This is a genomic window from Spirillospora sp. NPDC049024, from assembly GCF_040649235.1.
Classification (GTDB): domain Bacteria; phylum Actinomycetota; class Actinomycetes; order Streptosporangiales; family Streptosporangiaceae; genus Spirillospora.
Window position 1 is genome coordinate 1 of sequence record NZ_JBEZFD010000014.1, and the last position, 14,977, is coordinate 14,977.

Sequence of the window (14,977 nt, forward strand, 5' to 3'; positions counted from 1 at the left end):
CTTGAACACACTGAACGTTCAAAGTGAGTCGCTGTGTGAGTTGTTCGCGTCCCTGTGTGGTTCCCAGAAAACAACCTGGTTGCCGCTGTCACTGAAAAGTGAATACCGAGTCGAAGGCTCGGACGTTGATTTGCCCGCCCCTATCGGGGTGGTGCGTTGAGACGTTCGGTGGTTTTGGCGAAGGGGAAACACCCGGTCCCATCCCGAACCCGGAAGTTAAGCCCTTCAGCGCCGATGGTACTGCATGGGAGACCGTGTGGGAGAGTAGGACGCCGCCGGACACATATTAGAAAAGGGCCCCGCCGTTACCGGCGGGGCCCTTTTCCTGTTTCTGGCTCTGCTCGCTGTTAGTCTGCGCGCCATGAATCACCTGTTCGCCCGGTTCCTGGACGGGCGTATCCGCGTCTTCGAGATCGACGCCGCCGCGGAGGGGCTCCTCCAGCCGGTGAGTTCCGTTGAGGTCGGTACCGACCTGGAGATATGCGGTCTCGGCGTCGCCCCCCTGGGCGACCGGCTCGTCTATACGACGAAGCACGAGGTCGTCGGCCTGGACCGCGACGGTGCCGAACTCTGGCGATACACGCTCCTCCCCAGATCGACGGAGAAGTACGGGCACATCCCGAGTGCCGCGTTCTCCCCGGACGGAACGCTCGTCTGGGTCTACCGGCCGGATGCGATGGCGGGTCGCGGGACCACCGACACATGGGTGGTTCTCGACGCCCGGTCCGGCGAGGTCCGGGCTCAGGCCGATCTGAAGTCCTGCGGGCACGGCGGGGAGCACCTGCCACTGCCGGACGGGTCACGGATGCTGCTCGACGTGGGCGAAGGCCAGGACGGTTCTCTCGTCTTCGCCGGCTCCCTCACGGGGACGACGCTCGAAGTGGAGCAGTACCCGTGGGACGACCGGTGCGTCATGGCCCTGGCGCCGGGCGGCGGGCAGTTCATGAGCATCGACCACGGGCAGCAGGACGTGGCCTTCCACGAGTCTCCGAGCGGCGAGGTGGTGCTGAGCCTGCCGGTGGCCGCGTTCGGGCACGACCCCGAGGACGCGGCGTTCGAGTGGAGCGGCGGGTATCTGGACGCCGGCACCGCCATCGTCACGATCTGCGGTGAGCTCGAAGAGGACGACGTACCGGACGACGAACGGGAATGGCACGTCCACTACCGGGTCGATCTGCGCACCGGTGGAGTGGTCGGCCGGTTCGACGCGCACTCCCGCCATTCATACGATCTGGAGCCGCTGGGGGACGGTTCCTGGCTGACGACGGACCCGGACGGCAGGCCCGTCCGCTGGATCGACCGAGGGGAGAGCGGCTGAGGCCGGTCTACCGCGCTCGTAAGGGGCATGGTGAGGGGTCAGAAGTCGTCGCCGGCGAGGACGGTGTCGGCGTCGACGATCCGGTACGCGTAGCCCTGCTCGGCCAGGAAGCGCTGCCGGTGGGCGGCGTAGTCCTGGTCAAGGGTGTCGCGGGCCACGACGGCATAGAAGCGCGCCCCCGCACCGGACGCCTTGGGACGCAGGAGGCGCCCCAGGCGCTGGGCCTCCTCCTGCCGGGACCCGAAGGCGCCCGAGACCTGGACGGCGACGGACGCCTCCGGCAGGTCGATGGAGAAGTTCGCCACCTTGGACACGACCAGCACGTCGATCTCCCCGCTGCGGAACGCGTCGAACAGCCGCTCCCGCTCGCGGACCCGCGTCTCCCCCTTGATGACCGGCGCGTCCAGGAGCGTACCCAGCTCGTCCAGCTGGTCGATGTACTGGCCGATGACGAGCGTCTGCTCGCCGCGATGCCGGTCGACGAGAGCCTGGATGAGCTTGGTCTTGGTGTCCGTCGTGGCGCAGAAGCGGTACCGCTCCTCGGGTTCGGCGGTCGCGTAGGCGAGGCGTTCGGAGTCGGTGAGGGTGACGCGCACCTCGACGCAGTCGGCGGGCGCGATCCAGCCCTGCGCCTCCATGTCCTTCCACGGCGCGTCGTACCGCTTGGGGCCGATGAGGGAGAACACGTCCCCTTCGCGGCCGTCCTCCCGGACGAGGGTGGCGGTGAGGCCGAGGCGGCGGCGGGCCTGGAGGTCAGCGGTCATGCGGAAGATGGGTGCGGGCAGCAGGTGGACCTCGTCGTAGACGACCAGGCCCCAGTCGCGGGCGTCGAAGAGCTCCAGGTGCGCGTAGGCGCCCTTCCGGCGGGTCGTCATGATCTGGTAGGTCGCGATGGTGACCGGCCGGATCTCCTTCTTGGTGCCGGTGTACTCGCCGATCTCGTCCTCGGTGAGGGACGTGCGGCGCAGCAGCTCCTGCTTCCACTGGTGCGCGGAGACGGTGTTGGTGACGAGGATCAGCGTGGTCGCCTGGGCGCGGGCCATGGCGGCGGCGCCGACGATGGTCTTGCCGGCGCCGCAGGGCAGGACGACGACGCCGGATCCGCCGTGCCAGAACGCCGACGCGGCTTCGCTCTGGTAGGAGCGCAGGCCCCAGCCGTCCTCGACCAGGGAGATGGCGTGGGCCTCGCCGTCGACGTATCCGGCGAGGTCCTCGGCGGGCCAGCCGATCTTGAGCAGGGCCTGCTTGAGGGCGCCGCGCTCGCTCGGGTGGACGGCGACGGCGTCGTCGCCGACCCGGTCCCCGATCATGCCCTTGATCTTCTTGGCGCGCATCACCTCCTCCAGCACCGCCCGGTCGGAGGACGACAGGATGAGCCCGTGCGCGGGGTCCTTCTCCAGCCGCAGCCGCCCGTAGCGGGCCATCGTGTCGGCGACGTCCACGAGGAGGGCGTGCGGGACGGGGTACCGGGAGAACCGGATCAGGGTGTCGACGACCTGCTCGGCGTCGTGGCCGGCGGCGCGCGCGTTCCACAGCGCCAGCGGCGTCACCCGGTAGGTGTGGACGTGCTCGGGCGCCCGTTCGAGCTCGGCGAACGGGGCGATCTCCTTGCGGCAGGCGTCGGCCAGCTCGTGGTCGACCTCGAGCAGCAGCGTCTTGTCGGACTGGACGATGAGCGGACCGTCGGTCAAAGCAGAAGCCCCCGTCGGGTTTCGGAAGATCGATGCCCTCACCCGGATCGGGGCACCGCTGCCGCACGCTACCCGAGCGGCGGCGGCGCTTCGCGCGTTCGGCGAGGACCGGAGGATTCAACGCCCGGGCCGCCGCCTTTATTGCCCCGCCCGCGCCGCGGACGCAGGCCCCCGCGGACCGCGGGGGCGCGGGTCAGATCCCGTCGGAGGAGCTGTACTCGGGGTCGGACATGACGCCGAACGCGATCCAGATGACCACGAGGATGATCCCGACGAGGACGGACGCGGCGAAGAGCGACCAGCTCCAGATCGTCAGTCTCCGGGTGGACTCCGGGTCGCTGTGGGCGCGGCCGAGGGCGATCGCCGCGGTGATCAGGCCGGGGAGCGCGACGATGTTGCAGCACAGCGTGACCGCGACGGCGTTGCAGACGAGCGCGGCGATGGTGGACCCGTTGCCCGTGGACTGGTGGGGGGAGACGCCTGGAGGCCCGTAGCCGTAGCCGGGCTGGGTGTACCCGTACTGCTGCCCGTACGCGCCGCCCGCCTCCCAGTTCTGGGATCCGCCGTAAGGGTCTTCCCAGCCCGACGGCGGACGCCCTCCGTAGCCGCTCATCGGGGAGCCTCCTCACACCACTCGTCCGGACACGCTACCGGTCCGATGGATCATTGATTGGACCGTATGCGACGTTCGCCGGTTCCCGCGGCGCGGAGCGTCCGGTTCCGGACAGCGGTCGGCCCCGGGGAGCGGCGAAGGCGGAGCGGCCTCAGGAGGCGTCGTCGAGCTCGGAGACGCCGGTGATGCGGTGCAGGGCGAACCGGTGGACGGCGGCGCGGGTCGCGTCGTAGCCGGTGAGGAAGCCGCCCTCGACCCGGACGGGCTCGACGATGCGGCTGGACGCCTGGCCCTGCTGGTCGAGGTAGCCGATCCAGACGCGGCCGCCGCGCTCGACGGCGCCGCGGAGCCGCTCGACGGTGGCCATCGCGGGCGAGCGGGGCGGCTCGCCGGCCGGGGCCTGCCGGGCGTGCTCGGCGCCGTGCAGGGACGCCTCGTCGCCGGCGCGCAGCGCCCGCACCGCCGCGGAGATCATCGAGGCGTCGGTGCGGTCGTCGGGGCGGAGCCGGACGATCTCGGCGGTGGGCGGCGGGTCGGCGCGCTGCGCGTCCGGCCGGGTCACGATCACGCCGCCGCCGGGCGCCTCGGCGACCGGGGCCAGGCCCATGGCGCGCAGGCCGTCGAGCAGGTCGGCGCGCTGGAGCCCGGACGCCAGGACGGTCGGGGCCAGGCGGTGCAGGCGCAGCGGCGCGGCGCGCCGGTCGGCGAGGATCTCGTCGAGGGTGGCGGGCGAGTCGGTGCGGACGTAGGACGACAGGGCCCCGACGCGCAGGTGCCCGTGCCGGCGGGCGACGTCGTCGATCAGGTAGACGAGCGGCTGCGGGAGCGGGGTCGCCGAGTGCCGGGTGAGCAGGTCGGTGACGTCGGCGGCGGTCCGCCCCGCGTCCAGGGCCCGGCGGATCGACTCGGGGGTGAAGCGGTACACGGTGGCGCCGCCGGTGGACTCGACGTCGGCGGCGAGCGCCAGCTCCCTGGCGAGGTCGGTGACCAGCGGGCCGGGGGCGACGGCGGTCAGGTCGGCCTGGACGAGAATCTCGTCGACGGGCTCCGGAAGGTACTTCTCCAGCGCGGGCTCGGGGTCGTCACCGGCGAGCAGGTCGCGGCCGAACGGGACCAGCTCGCCGAACCCGGTCAGGCCGAGGGCGGCGGCCTCGCGGAGCGTCCAGCCGACGAGGCGGTCGCGGACGGGCCCGCCGTGGCGGGGGCGCAGCCACGCCAGGCGGGCGCGGAGCGCGTCCTCGCCGACGACGACGCCGCGGTCGGCACTGGCGAGGACCTCCAGCACGGCGCGCCGGGTGGTCGGCGCGCTGCTGCGCACCATCGCCTCGCTGAGCGCGTTGATCAGCCGGTCGCGGTCGTCGCGCTCCCCGGCGAGCCCGGCGGCGCGGTCGGACTTCAGCCAGCCGCGGGCCAGCTCCGTCCAGCGCCCGGCGGTGTCGCGCATCAGCCACAGGTCGTAGGCGGGGGTGGGCAGCCACTCGCCGTCGAGGTCGCCGCTGCGGGTCAGCAGGCCGGCCGCGTACGCGACCTCGACGAGCAGGGCGGCCTTCCACTCCGGGACGTCAAGTAGCGTCGCGGCGGCGCGCAGGTCGCGGACGGCGAGGCCGCCGCTGCGCAGCACCGGCGGCGGTTCGAGGCCCCAGCGCTCCAGCAGCTCCTCGATGAGCCGGACGGCGCCCGCGGCCTCGCTCGCCGCGGCGCGCACGACCACGTCCTCGGGGCGCGGTTCCGCCGCCGGGGTGAGCGGGGGCGGCTCGGCCGGGACGTCCCGGAACAGCCGCCCGCCGCGCAGGTGCAGGGCGACCTCGCGGGGCAGCGTGACCGTGCGGTCGTCCTCGGCGGCGAGGAGCCCGCGCGCCAGGAGCCGCTCGATGGGGGTGGTGGCGGTGTCGAGCCGGACGGGGCGGCGCGCGTCGGCGACCCGCCCGACCGGCGGGCCCCAGGCGAGCTGGTCGAGGGCGGCCCGCGCCTCGGGCCCGGCGTCGTCGATGAGCGCGGCCGGGTCGGTCAGCAGCTCGGAGAGCCGGGCGAGGAGCCGGCCGGAGTCGGCGAAGCCGCGCGGGGCCTCCCCGTCCAGGTCGGTGACCAGGTCGGTGAGGCGTTCGGCGGGGTAGCCCGCGAAGACCTCCCGGACGGGCGGGCCGAGCCCGGCGGGGTGCGGCAGGCTCTGCCGGACGCCGGGCGCCGCGGCCGGGGCGCCGTCCCCCCAGGCGAGGCCGAACCGGCGGAGCGTGCCGAGCGCGTTCGCGGCCTGCTCGGCAGTGGCGCCGAGGGCGGTGGCGAGCGCGTCCGGCCCGGTCGGCGAGGGCAGGACGAGCAGGGCCTCCAGGACGGCGAGGGTGAAGCGGTCCAGCCGGTCGAGCGCGCGGGACACCGCGGCGGGCGTGGCGGCGCGGGCGGCGAGCGCGGTCAGGTCGGCGGGGACGGGGGCGAGCAGTTCGGGACGCGCGGACAGCAGCGCGCGGAGTTCGTCATCGCCTCGCGCGCGCAACCAGTCCGCATACGTTTCCATGCCGTTCCCCAACTTTAAGTCGCGTGCATGCCGCAGGCACGCGGGCCTCCAGGTTAGAGGCCCGCGCACGGTGGGGAACCCGGGTGTGCCGTGTCAGGTGGCGGGCGTGCGCTCCAGGTGCACCAGCCCGAGGCCGAGACGGGCCCAGCTCTCCACGAACCGCTTCTCGTCTATGCGGGTGGGCGGCTCGTACATCGCCTCGTTCGCCAGCCAGTAGTTCACCACGGCGCCGCCGAGGATCGCGGCGACCGCCGGCCAGTCCTCGTCGGAGCCCGCGAACTCGGGCTGGGCCGACAGCCAGGTGGCGATGCCGTCGTAGAGCGGGTTGACGATGCCCTCGCGCATCTCGGCGACCAGGTTCGGGAACTGGTCGAGGTCGCGGAACAGCACCCGGATGAGGTCCTGCTCCTCGCGCATCTTGGCCAGGCCGGCGTGGCACGTCATGCGCAGCCGGACCTCGAGCGGGCGCTCCTCGTAGGCGGTGGCCTGCGTGAGGACGTCGCTGATCTGCCGGCGGGTCCGCTCGATGTGCTCGCGGATGGCGGAGGCGAGCACCTCCTCCTTGGACCGGAAGTGCCGGTAGAGGCCGCCGGCGCCCGGGGACAGGCCGGCCGCCGCCTCGATCTCCGCGACCGACGTGGCCGCGTAGCCCCGGTCGGCGAACAGCCGGAGCGACTCGGACACGATGCGCTCGCGCGTGGATGTCGTCATGGTGATGAATTCCTCCGCAAGAACAGTAAGGCATGTTCGAGCGGCCGGTCCCCGCGTCGCGCGCGGCGCGTCCGAATCCGTGATGCCGCTCCCGCCGGGCCGGGCGCGGACTAGAGTTCCCTCGTCCGCGCCCCGTCGCCGGAAGGGGCGTCGTCGGAAAGGTCGGCGATGTTCAAGTCTCCGCGGAAGGCGGCCGCCCGGGACTTCCTGCCCGAGGACTTCGTGGTGCCCACCCTGGTGGCCGGGCCCGACTTCCAGATCCGTCCGATCACCGTCCACGACGTGGTCAAGGACTACGGCGCCGTCATGGGCAGCCTGGACCGGCTGGCCGGGCGGTTCGGGCCCGAGTGGGGCTGGCCCGACCGCGAGTTCACCTTCGAGCAGGCCCTGATCGACGTCGCGTGGCTGCAGAAGCAGGGGCAGCTGCGGCGCTCCTTCAGCTACGTCGTGATCACGCCGGACGGGGAGCGGCAGCTCGGCCGCATCCACGTCGCCCCCTCGGACCGGCCCGGCGCGGACGCGGTGGTGGTCTTCTGGGTGCGCTCGGACGAGGAGAACTCCGTCCTGGAGAAGGAGCTGGAGGCGTTCGTCCGCGGGTGGGTCACGACGGCGTGGCCCTTCGGCACGGTCCGCTTCCCCGGCCGCGACTAGCGGGAGGCTAGCCCAGCCGGCGGACGAGGCCGACGACGATGCGGCCGATCACCAGGTAGACGAGGGCGGCCAGGCCGTAGTTGACGGCGACCTCCACCTTGGCGTTCTCGGGCTGGAAGACGTCCTTGAACTGCCAGCACAGGTCGGTGGCGCGGTCCCCGAACCAGCGGACGAGGTCGTTTCCGGTGTTGGCCTCGAAGGCCGTGAACACGATGTGCACGGCCAGGATCGCCACCACGATCGTGGTGGCGACGGAGACGGCCGCCGCGAGCAGGGCGACGGCGCGGCGGCGGACCGCGGCGGCGGGGAAGGGCCGGCGGGTGCGCGGGGCGCGGTGGTCACCGCCCGGCTCGGTCTGGGTCTCTGCCATGTGCGGCCTCCTTCGCCGGGGCGGGGCGCCGATCGTCCTTGGGGCTCGGATGGTGCGTTCGGGTGCTGCGTTTTCCCTGGTCAGGTGGTTTGTGGTCGAGGGCCCGGGTATATCCGAGACACGGTCCCGCGCTCTCCTACTCGGATCCCGTCGCATCGCCACTACCAGGAGAGCGCGGGTCCTCGCGTGTGTCCAGCCCCTTACCCTGTGGACGTGCTCGATCTCGACCCCTCCGCGGCGCCCCGCGCCGGCCTCGCCATCGGCTTCGACCTCGATCTGACCCTCGCCGACACCCGCGCCGGGATCGGCGCCGTCTACGCGGCCCTCGCCGCGGAGACGGGCGTGCCGATCGACACCGACCAGGTGGTGCGGCGCATCGGGCCTCCGCTGGAGGAGGAGCTGGCGTACTGGTTCCCGCCCGCGGAGGTGCCGGCGATGGCGGCGCGGTACCGGGCGATCTACGCCGACATCGCGGTCCCGGCGACCGTCCTCATGCCGGGCGCGGCGGCCGCGCTGGACGCGGTGCGCGCCCGGGGCGGACGGGTCGTCGTCGTGTCGGGCAAGAACCAGGCCGACACCGAGCGGACCGTCCGGTTCCTCGGGCTGGCGGCGGACGCCGTGGTCGGCGGCCTGTTCGGCGCCGACAAGGGCGCGGTCCTGCGCGAGCACGGCGCCGGCGCCTACATCGGCGACCACACCGGCGACGTGGACGCCGCCCGGGCGGCCTCGGCGGTCGCGGTGGCCGTCGCGACCGGCGCGTTCGACTCGGCGGCCCTGACCGCCTACGGCGCGGACGTCGTCCTGCCGGACCTGCTGGCGTTCCCGGCGTGGCTCGGCGGGTTCCGGACGGGCTGAGCTGCGGGCCGATATTCGGATGCCGTCCCGGGGCGTCCGGGATAGCTTCTATCGCGTTGCCCCGCAGGCGTCGCGGGGGCACCCGGCATGTTCACCGGCCCGCGGCGAGGCACTAATCTTGGGGTCGATTCAGGACGATTACCGAACGAGGTCTCCGGTGCCGACTGGCAAGGTCAAGTGGTACGACTCCGACAAGGGGTTCGGCTTCCTCACCCGCGACGACGGCGGTGAGGTCTTCGTGCACTCGTCGGCGCTGCCGAGCGGGGTCACGACCCTCAAACCGGGCCAGCGCATCGAGTTCGGGGTGGTCGAGGGGCGCCGCGGCCAGCAGGCGCTGCAGGTGCGGGTGCTGGAGACGCTGCCGTCGGTGGAGAAGACCATCGCCAAGCAGCGGCGCAAGAAGCCCGACGAGATGGTCGTCATCACCGAGGACCTGATCAAGCTGCTGGACGGGATCTCCAACACCTACCGGCGGGGCAAGCACCCGGCCCCCGCGGAGGCCAAGAAGATCGCCATCGTGCTGCGGGCCGTCGCCGACGACCTGGCGCCCTAGCGCTCCGGGGGCCGGAGGTCAGGCGCGCATCTCGTGGTGCGCGTCCGTCAGCGTGCCGCCGTGCTCGGTGCGGTGCGGGTGGCGCCGGGCTCCGGCCTGCCGCATCACCAGCACCCCGAACGCCAGGGCCAGCGCGGCCGCGACGACCGCGAGCGCGAGCCGCCCGTCCGCGATGATCGACATGGCGAGGCCGAGCAGCCCGCCGAGCACCCAGCTGAGCTGGTGCAGGGTCTCCGACACCGCGAACGTGGACGAGCTGACCTCCTCGCCGATCTCGCGCTGGACCACCGCGTCCATGGACAGCTTGCCGAGCACCTGGCCGAGTCCGGCCGCGGTCGCCACGGCGAGGGCCGCCCACAGCCCGAAGAACGCGGCGCCCGCGGCGGTGACGCCGGTGACGCACGCCAGCGTCGCCGACACGATGAACCGCGGCGCCCGCGCCTTCATCCAGGCGCCGAGCGCGGTGCCGATCAGCCCGCCCGCGCCCGCGCACGCCGCCAGCAGGCCGAGCGCGACATGGTGCGACACGGGGTCGAAGCGCTCCTGCCGGAGCAGGAACGCCAGGTAGATGATCAGGAAGCCGGAGAACGCGCGGAGCACCGCGTTGGCCTGCATCGCCTCCGCGACGACCGGGCCGACGCGCGGCAGCGCCAGCCACCGCGGGCGGGGGGACGCCTTCTCCGCCGCCGGCTCGGCCTCGGGGACGTCCACGTGCCGGGGCAGCCGCATGGTGAACACGACGCCGAGCAGGAACAGGGCCGTGCCGATGCGCAGCACCCAGCCCGGCCCGATGAGCAGGGCGAGGCCGGCCCCGGCGGGCGCGGCGATCGACGCGGTGATGAGCCCGGCGAACGAGCACCGCGCGTTCGCCGTCACCAGCGAGATCTCGTCCGGCAGGACGCGCGGGGTGACGGCGGCCCGCAGCACCCCGAACGCCTTGGACAGCACCAGCACGCCGAACGCGGCCGGCAGGAAGGTGACCTGGTCGCCGTGCGGGAGGGCGCTCGCCAGCGCCCAGCACAGCAGCGCCCGCATCACGAACGTGCTCGCGATCGCGTACCGGCGGACGTGCCGGGCCCGGTCCAGCGCCGGGCCGATCAGCGGCGCGACCAGCGCGAACGGGGCCATCGTGACGACGAGGTAGAGGGCGACCTGGCTCCGCGCCTGGTTGACGTCCAGGCCGAAGAACAGGGTTCCGGCGAGCGCGACGGTGACCAGCGCGTCCCCGGCGGAGTTGATCGCGGACGCCTCGATCAGGCTGCCGAGCCCGCTGCGGCCCGCGCCCTGCGCGTGGGTGACGCGGCGGGTGAGCCGGCCCGTCCCGAGCACGGCCGAGCGCGCGGCGCGGCACGCCCGCGCCGCACCCCCGGTGGCGGCGCGCACGGACCGACCCGCCCGTGTCCGGTCTGCCATGCGCCCTGATCTCTCCTCGCGGTCGATCGACCCGGCCCAGGGGCCGGGGGCGGCCATCGGAGTCCTTGATTGATGAGAGTACGTTCCCCGATGGAATGCGGGATCACCTCGCGGACGGCGCCCGTCTTGTGCGGGTCACGTGCCCGCATGGGCGAGAATTGACATGTGAGCCCACAGCGCCAGTCCAGCCCCGCGCGATCCGCCGCCGCGCGCACCACGTCCGGGGCCGCCCGCCGGCCCCGCACACCCGCCGTCGACACCGCCTGCGCCGAGGCGGTCGACCTCGCCCGCGAGGCAGCCGAGGAGACCGCCGGCGCCGCGCAGGTCGGCGAGCACCTCGGCCTGCGAGCCGAGGGCGACCGGGTGGTCACGCACTACTTCGCGTGCCTCGACCCCGCGTACACGGGGTGGCGGTGGGCCGTCACGGTGGCCAGGGCCTCGCGCGCCAAGAACGTCACGGTCAGCGAGTGCGTCCTGCTCCCCGGCGACGACGCGCTCCTCGCGCCGCCGTGGGTGCCGTGGCTGGAGCGGCTGCGCCCGGGCGACCTCGGCCCCGGCGACCTGCTGCCCACCGCGCCCGACGACGTGCGGCTCGCGCCGGGCTTCACGCAGGTGGACGAGTCCACCGACCGCGAGGCCCTGTGGGAGCTCGGCCTCGGCCGCGTCCGGGTGCTGTCGCGGGAGGGCCGCGACGAGGCCGCCACGCGCTGGTACGAGGGCGTCGCCGGGCCCCGCGCCCCGATCGCCGCGTCCGCCCCCGCCCAGTGCTCCACGTGCGGCTTCTACGTGGCGCTGGCGGGTGCGCTGCGGCAGGTCTTCGGCGTCTGCGCCAACGAGTACGCGCCCGACGACGGCCGGGTCGTCTCCGCCGACCACGGCTGCGGCGCCCACTCCGAGGCCGTGTCCCTCCCGGCGGTGTCCGAGCACAACCCCCCGGTCATCGACGAGCTCGGCTACGAGATCGTCCCCACCGGCGGTGACGAGGACGCCGCGTCCCTCGACGGAGCGTCCCTCGACGACGAGGCGCTCGGCCACAGCTGATCCCCATGGAGGACGTGTTCGGCGCGCGGGCGCTGCGTGAGCGGGTCCTGCGCGCCTGGGCGGAGTCCCCGGCGCGCTTCCGCGAGGACGCCAACGTCGAGGAGGACCACGCCCTCGGCGGTTACCGCGACCGCGTCGTCATCGAGCTGGCGCAGAACGCCGCCGACGCGGCGCGGCGCGCCGCGGTGCCCGGCCGCCTCGCCCTGACGCTGCGGACCGGCGGGGAGCCGCTGCTGGTCGCGGCGAACACCGGGGCGCCGCTGGACGCCGCGGGCGTCGAGGCCCTCTCCACGCTGCGCGCCTCGGCCAAGCGCGACGAGCCGGCCACCGTCGGCCGGTTCGGCGTCGGTTTCGCCGCCGTCGTCGCCGTGACCGACGACCCGGCCATCGCGTCCGGGGCGGCGGGCGTCCAATGGTCGGCGGCGCGGGCCCGGGAGCTGGTCGAGGAGATCCCGGGCCTCGCCGAGGAGCTGGCGCGGCGGGGCGGGCACGTGCCGCTGCTGCGGTTGCCGTTCGCCCTTGAGCGGGCACCCGAGGTCCCGGCGGGCTTCGACACCGTCGTGCGGCTGCCGCTGCGGGGCGAGGCGGTCGAGTCCGTCCGGCGGCAGCTCGGGCAGGTGGGAGCGGCGCTCATGCTGGCGCTGCCCGCGCTTGAGCACGTCGAGATCGACATCGACGGCGACGTCCGGACGCTGACCGCCGAGCGGCCGGCCCCGGGCGAGGTCGTCATCGACGGCGGCATCTGGCGGACGGTCGAGGAGCATGGAGAGATCCCCGCGGCCCTGTTGGAGGACCGTCCCGTGGAGGAGCGGGCACGGCCGTTCTGGCAGGTGCGGTGGGCCCTCCCAGGGGACGGTCTCCCCGAGGGCGCGCCCAGCGTCCTGCACGCGCCCACGCCGAGCGACGAGCGGCTCGACCTGCCCGCGCTGCTCATCGGGTCGTTCCCGCTCGCCCCTGACCGGCGGCACGTCGCGCCCGGGGCGTTGACCGACTTCCTCGTCGACCGTTCCGCCGACGCCTACGTGCGGCTGCTGGGCGAGCTGCCCGTCTCCCCGAAGGTGCTGGGGCTCGTGCCCGGTCCGGTCGGCGCCGGAGAGCTGGACGCGCGGATCCGGCGGGGGATCCGGGAACGCCTCCCGGAGGCGCCCGTCCTGCCCCACCGGACGCGCGGGCGCGACGCGGTCGCCGTGGACGCGCCGGCCCCGTTCGTCGAGGTGCTCGGCGGCCGCGCCGGCGACGGCGAGGGGGACATCGGCGAGGCCGCCGTCGTCGGCGGCCTGCTGCCGCCGGAGTGGCCCGCGCGGAGCCCGGCGCTGGCGGCGCTCGGCGTGCGGCGGGTCGAACTGGCCGACGTGGTCGACGAGCTGGCCGCTGTGGACCGGGAACCGGCGTGGTGGCACCGGGTGTACGAGGCGCTCGCCGGGGCCGCCACGGACGCTCTGGGGGCTCTCCCGGTACCGCTGGCGGGCGGGACGGGGCGCGTGGTGCGCGGGCCGCGCGGGCTGCTGATCGCGGACGGCGTCGACCCCGCAGGCCTGGACGCGCTCGGGCTGCGCTTCGTCCACCCGGAGGCCGTGCACCCGCTGCTGGCGCGGCTCGGCGCGGTGGAGGCGGGGCCGCGGGCCGTGCTGGCGGACGCCGCCGTCCGCGCCGCCGTCGAGGAGTCCTTCGAGTCCGACGATCCCGACGCGGTCGCCGAGGCCGTGCTGGGGCTGGTCGCCGCCGCGCATCTCGATCCCGGCGATGAGCCGTGGCTGGCCGAGCTGGCCTTGCCCGGCGACGACGGCGACCTCTATCCGGCGGGCGAGCTGCTCCTGCCGGAGAGCCCGCTACGAGGGCTCATGGCCGAGGACGCGCCGTTCGGCGTCGTGGACGGCGAACTCCTGGAGCGCTGGGGTCCGGAGACGCTCACGGCCGCCGGCGTCCTGGACGGCTTCGCCCTGGCGAAGGCCGAGGACGTCAACCTCATGGGCCTCGCCGACGAGGCCGAGAGCCTGGACCTCGACGACGAGGACCTGTGGGCCGACGACGTGCTGCGCCGGATCGGCGAGCAGGATCTTCCGCCGCTCGTCCCCGAGTTCACGGCCGTCCGCGACCTCGAACTCGTCGACGACTGGGGGGCGGCCCTCAGGGTTCTCGCCGAGCCGCCGTGGCGGGCCGCGATCGTGGATCCCGCCCACGTCACCCTGCACAACGGGCGGCGCGTCGCCGTGCCGTCCTACACCGCGTGGTGGCTGAGTCGTCATCCCGTTCTGGAAGGCCGCAGGCCGGGCGAGTTCCGCCTGGGCGGCGACGAGGCGTTGACGGGGCTCTACGACGTCGCGCCGTCGGGCCTGGAAGAGCGGCTCCTGCTCGCCTTGGGCGTCCGCACGTCGCTGGCGGACCTGCTTGATGAGCCTGGGGGAGCGCAAGAGCTGCTCGACCGCCTCGGTGATGCCCGGCGGTCCGTGGGGCGGGCCCAGTTGGGCGGGCTCTGGACGGCGCTGGCCGACGCCCCGGACGCGGCCGTCGAGCCGCCCGACCGGGTGCGGGCGGTCGTGGACGGCGAGGTCGAGGTGGTCGACGCGGCGGACGCCCTCGTCCTCGACGGCCCCGACCTCCTTCCCCTGCTGGAAGGGCAGCCGCTCGTGATCGCCGGGCAGGGCCGCGACACGCGCCTCGCCGAGCTCCTGGACCTGCCGCTTGCGGGCGAGGAGATCCCGGGGCTCGTGGAGTCGGCGGGTGAGGAGCGCCCCGTACCGGAGGCCGTCAGGGCGGTCCTGGCGGACGCTCCCGCCGGGTACCTCGCCCACGAACGCCTCGTCGTGGACGGCCAGGACGTCCCGTGGTGGACCAGAGACGGCCGGATCCACGCGAGCGGCGCGGGCGGCCTGGCACGTGCGCTTGCCTGGTCCACCGGGCATTGGGCCGATCGCCTCCTGCTGGAGGCCGTCCTGCGCGCCCCCGAGGCCCTGCCCGTGCTGCTCGCCGAGGACGACCTGGAGGCCTAGCCGGCGCCTTCGCGCTTGGCGGCGCGTTCGGCCTCCTGCCGGGCCCGCCCGGCCTGGAGCCTGGGGGTGTACCACATGCCGAACAGCCCGATCCCGATGCCGACCGCGCACACCCACAGCCACCAGCGGTCCTGCGACGGCAGCCCGACGATCAGCAGCACGACCAGCGCCACCGCCCAGGCGACCGCCCCGGCGGCCGCGACGCGGACGTCGTTGGTCTGCATCGGCGGCGGATCCGGGCGGCGCGGAGGGCTCATGC

At 74.2% G+C, this 14,977-nt stretch carries 13 protein-coding genes and 1 rRNA gene; 7 read left to right on the forward strand and 7 right to left on the reverse strand.

Features of this window, described 5'->3' with window-relative positions; all coding sequences use genetic code 11:
- Positions 1–164 precede the first annotated feature (164 nt).
- Together rrf and AB0C21_RS25065 are read left to right on the forward strand one after the other, a co-directional pair.
- Positions 165–281, forward strand: a 5S ribosomal RNA gene (gene rrf, locus AB0C21_RS25060).
- 80 nt (positions 282–361) lie between these two features.
- Positions 362–1,318 (forward strand): hypothetical protein, encoded by a 957-nt coding sequence (locus tag AB0C21_RS25065; RefSeq protein WP_500207354.1) that lies wholly within the window; start codon positions 362–364, stop codon positions 1,316–1,318.
- Positions 1,319–1,356: 38 nt separating this feature from the next.
- On the opposite strand, the gene AB0C21_RS25070 is transcribed toward AB0C21_RS25065, so the two are convergent.
- The 4 genes from AB0C21_RS25070 to AB0C21_RS25085 form a co-directional block, all read right to left on the reverse strand.
- Complete coding sequence (locus AB0C21_RS25070; RefSeq protein WP_500207355.1) at positions 1,357–3,009, reverse strand: DNA repair helicase XPB; 1,653 nt, start codon at positions 3,007–3,009, stop codon at positions 1,357–1,359.
- 193 nt (positions 3,010–3,202) lie between these two features.
- Positions 3,203–3,622, reverse strand: a complete 420-nt coding sequence (locus AB0C21_RS25075; RefSeq protein ID WP_500207357.1) for a hypothetical protein — start codon at positions 3,620–3,622, stop codon at positions 3,203–3,205.
- A gap of 151 nt (positions 3,623–3,773) precedes the next feature.
- Entirely contained in the window at positions 3,774–6,134 is a 2,361-nt protein-coding gene (locus tag AB0C21_RS25080; protein WP_500207359.1) for a helicase-associated domain-containing protein, read from the reverse strand.
- 93 nt (positions 6,135–6,227) lie between these two features.
- On the reverse strand, positions 6,228–6,845 hold the full coding sequence (locus AB0C21_RS25085) for a TetR/AcrR family transcriptional regulator (protein WP_500207360.1): 618 nt from the start codon (positions 6,843–6,845) through the stop codon (positions 6,228–6,230).
- Between the two features lie 168 nt (positions 6,846–7,013).
- On the opposite strand from AB0C21_RS25085, the gene AB0C21_RS25090 reads away from it, so the two are divergent.
- Positions 7,014–7,496 carry a GNAT family N-acetyltransferase gene (locus tag AB0C21_RS25090; RefSeq protein WP_235037022.1) on the forward strand — a complete coding sequence of 161 codons (483 nt, stop codon included), beginning with the start codon at positions 7,014–7,016 and terminating at the stop codon, positions 7,494–7,496.
- A 7-nt stretch (positions 7,497–7,503) separates the two neighbouring features.
- On the opposite strand, the gene AB0C21_RS25095 is transcribed toward AB0C21_RS25090, so the two are convergent.
- Complete coding sequence (locus tag AB0C21_RS25095; protein WP_500207362.1) at positions 7,504–7,866, reverse strand: hypothetical protein; 363 nt, start codon at positions 7,864–7,866, stop codon at positions 7,504–7,506.
- Between the two features lie 213 nt (positions 7,867–8,079).
- Here AB0C21_RS25095 and AB0C21_RS25100 point away from each other — a divergent pair, with 213 nt between their 5' ends.
- Both AB0C21_RS25100 and AB0C21_RS25105 read left to right on the forward strand, forming a co-directional pair.
- Positions 8,080–8,721 carry an HAD family hydrolase gene (locus AB0C21_RS25100; protein WP_500207363.1) on the forward strand — a complete coding sequence of 214 codons (642 nt, stop codon included), beginning with the start codon at positions 8,080–8,082 and terminating at the stop codon, positions 8,719–8,721.
- A gap of 157 nt (positions 8,722–8,878) precedes the next feature.
- Positions 8,879–9,274, forward strand: coding sequence for a cold-shock protein (locus tag AB0C21_RS25105; RefSeq protein WP_149261205.1), 396 nt, complete (start codon positions 8,879–8,881; stop codon positions 9,272–9,274).
- Positions 9,275–9,292: 18 nt separating this feature from the next.
- On the opposite strand, the gene AB0C21_RS25110 is transcribed toward AB0C21_RS25105, so the two are convergent.
- On the reverse strand, positions 9,293–10,687 hold the full coding sequence (locus AB0C21_RS25110; RefSeq protein ID WP_500207364.1) for an MFS transporter: 1,395 nt from the start codon (positions 10,685–10,687) through the stop codon (positions 9,293–9,295).
- 165 nt (positions 10,688–10,852) lie between these two features.
- Here AB0C21_RS25110 and AB0C21_RS25115 point away from each other — a divergent pair, with 165 nt between their 5' ends.
- Positions 10,853–11,728, forward strand: a complete 876-nt coding sequence (locus AB0C21_RS25115) for a DUF3027 domain-containing protein (protein WP_500207366.1) — start codon at positions 10,853–10,855, stop codon at positions 11,726–11,728.
- A gap of 5 nt (positions 11,729–11,733) precedes the next feature.
- Entirely contained in the window at positions 11,734–14,718 is a 2,985-nt protein-coding gene (locus AB0C21_RS25120) for a sacsin N-terminal ATP-binding-like domain-containing protein (protein WP_500207367.1), read from the forward strand.
- Here the strand turns inward: AB0C21_RS25120 and AB0C21_RS25125 are convergent.
- Positions 14,715–14,975, reverse strand: coding sequence for a DUF2530 domain-containing protein (locus AB0C21_RS25125; RefSeq protein ID WP_149261201.1), 261 nt, complete (start codon positions 14,973–14,975; stop codon positions 14,715–14,717). The genes AB0C21_RS25120 and AB0C21_RS25125 overlap by 4 nt on opposite strands.
- Positions 14,976–14,977 lie beyond the last annotated feature (2 nt).

Excerpts from the sequence above, each read along its gene's own strand:
- AB0C21_RS25090 (WP_235037022.1), top strand. The coding sequence starts at position 7,014 with ATGTTCAAGTCTCCGCGGAAGGCGGCCGCCCGGGACTTCCTGCCCGAG.
- AB0C21_RS25080 (WP_500207359.1), bottom strand. The coding sequence starts at position 6,134 with ATGGAAACGTATGCGGACTGGTTGCGCGCGCGAGGCGATGACGAACTC.
- AB0C21_RS25085 (WP_500207360.1), bottom strand. The coding sequence starts at position 6,845 with ATGACGACATCCACGCGCGAGCGCATCGTGTCCGAGTCGCTCCGGCTG.
- AB0C21_RS25120 (WP_500207367.1), top strand. The coding sequence starts at position 11,734 with ATGGAGGACGTGTTCGGCGCGCGGGCGCTGCGTGAGCGGGTCCTGCGC.
- AB0C21_RS25065 (WP_500207354.1), top strand. The coding sequence starts at position 362 with ATGAATCACCTGTTCGCCCGGTTCCTGGACGGGCGTATCCGCGTCTTC.
- AB0C21_RS25110 (WP_500207364.1), bottom strand. The coding sequence starts at position 10,687 with ATGGCAGACCGGACACGGGCGGGTCGGTCCGTGCGCGCCGCCACCGGG.
- AB0C21_RS25095 (WP_500207362.1), bottom strand. The coding sequence starts at position 7,866 with ATGGCAGAGACCCAGACCGAGCCGGGCGGTGACCACCGCGCCCCGCGC.
- AB0C21_RS25075 (WP_500207357.1), bottom strand. The coding sequence starts at position 3,622 with ATGAGCGGCTACGGAGGGCGTCCGCCGTCGGGCTGGGAAGACCCTTAC.
- AB0C21_RS25125 (WP_149261201.1), bottom strand. The coding sequence starts at position 14,975 with ATGAGCCCTCCGCGCCGCCCGGATCCGCCGCCGATGCAGACCAACGAC.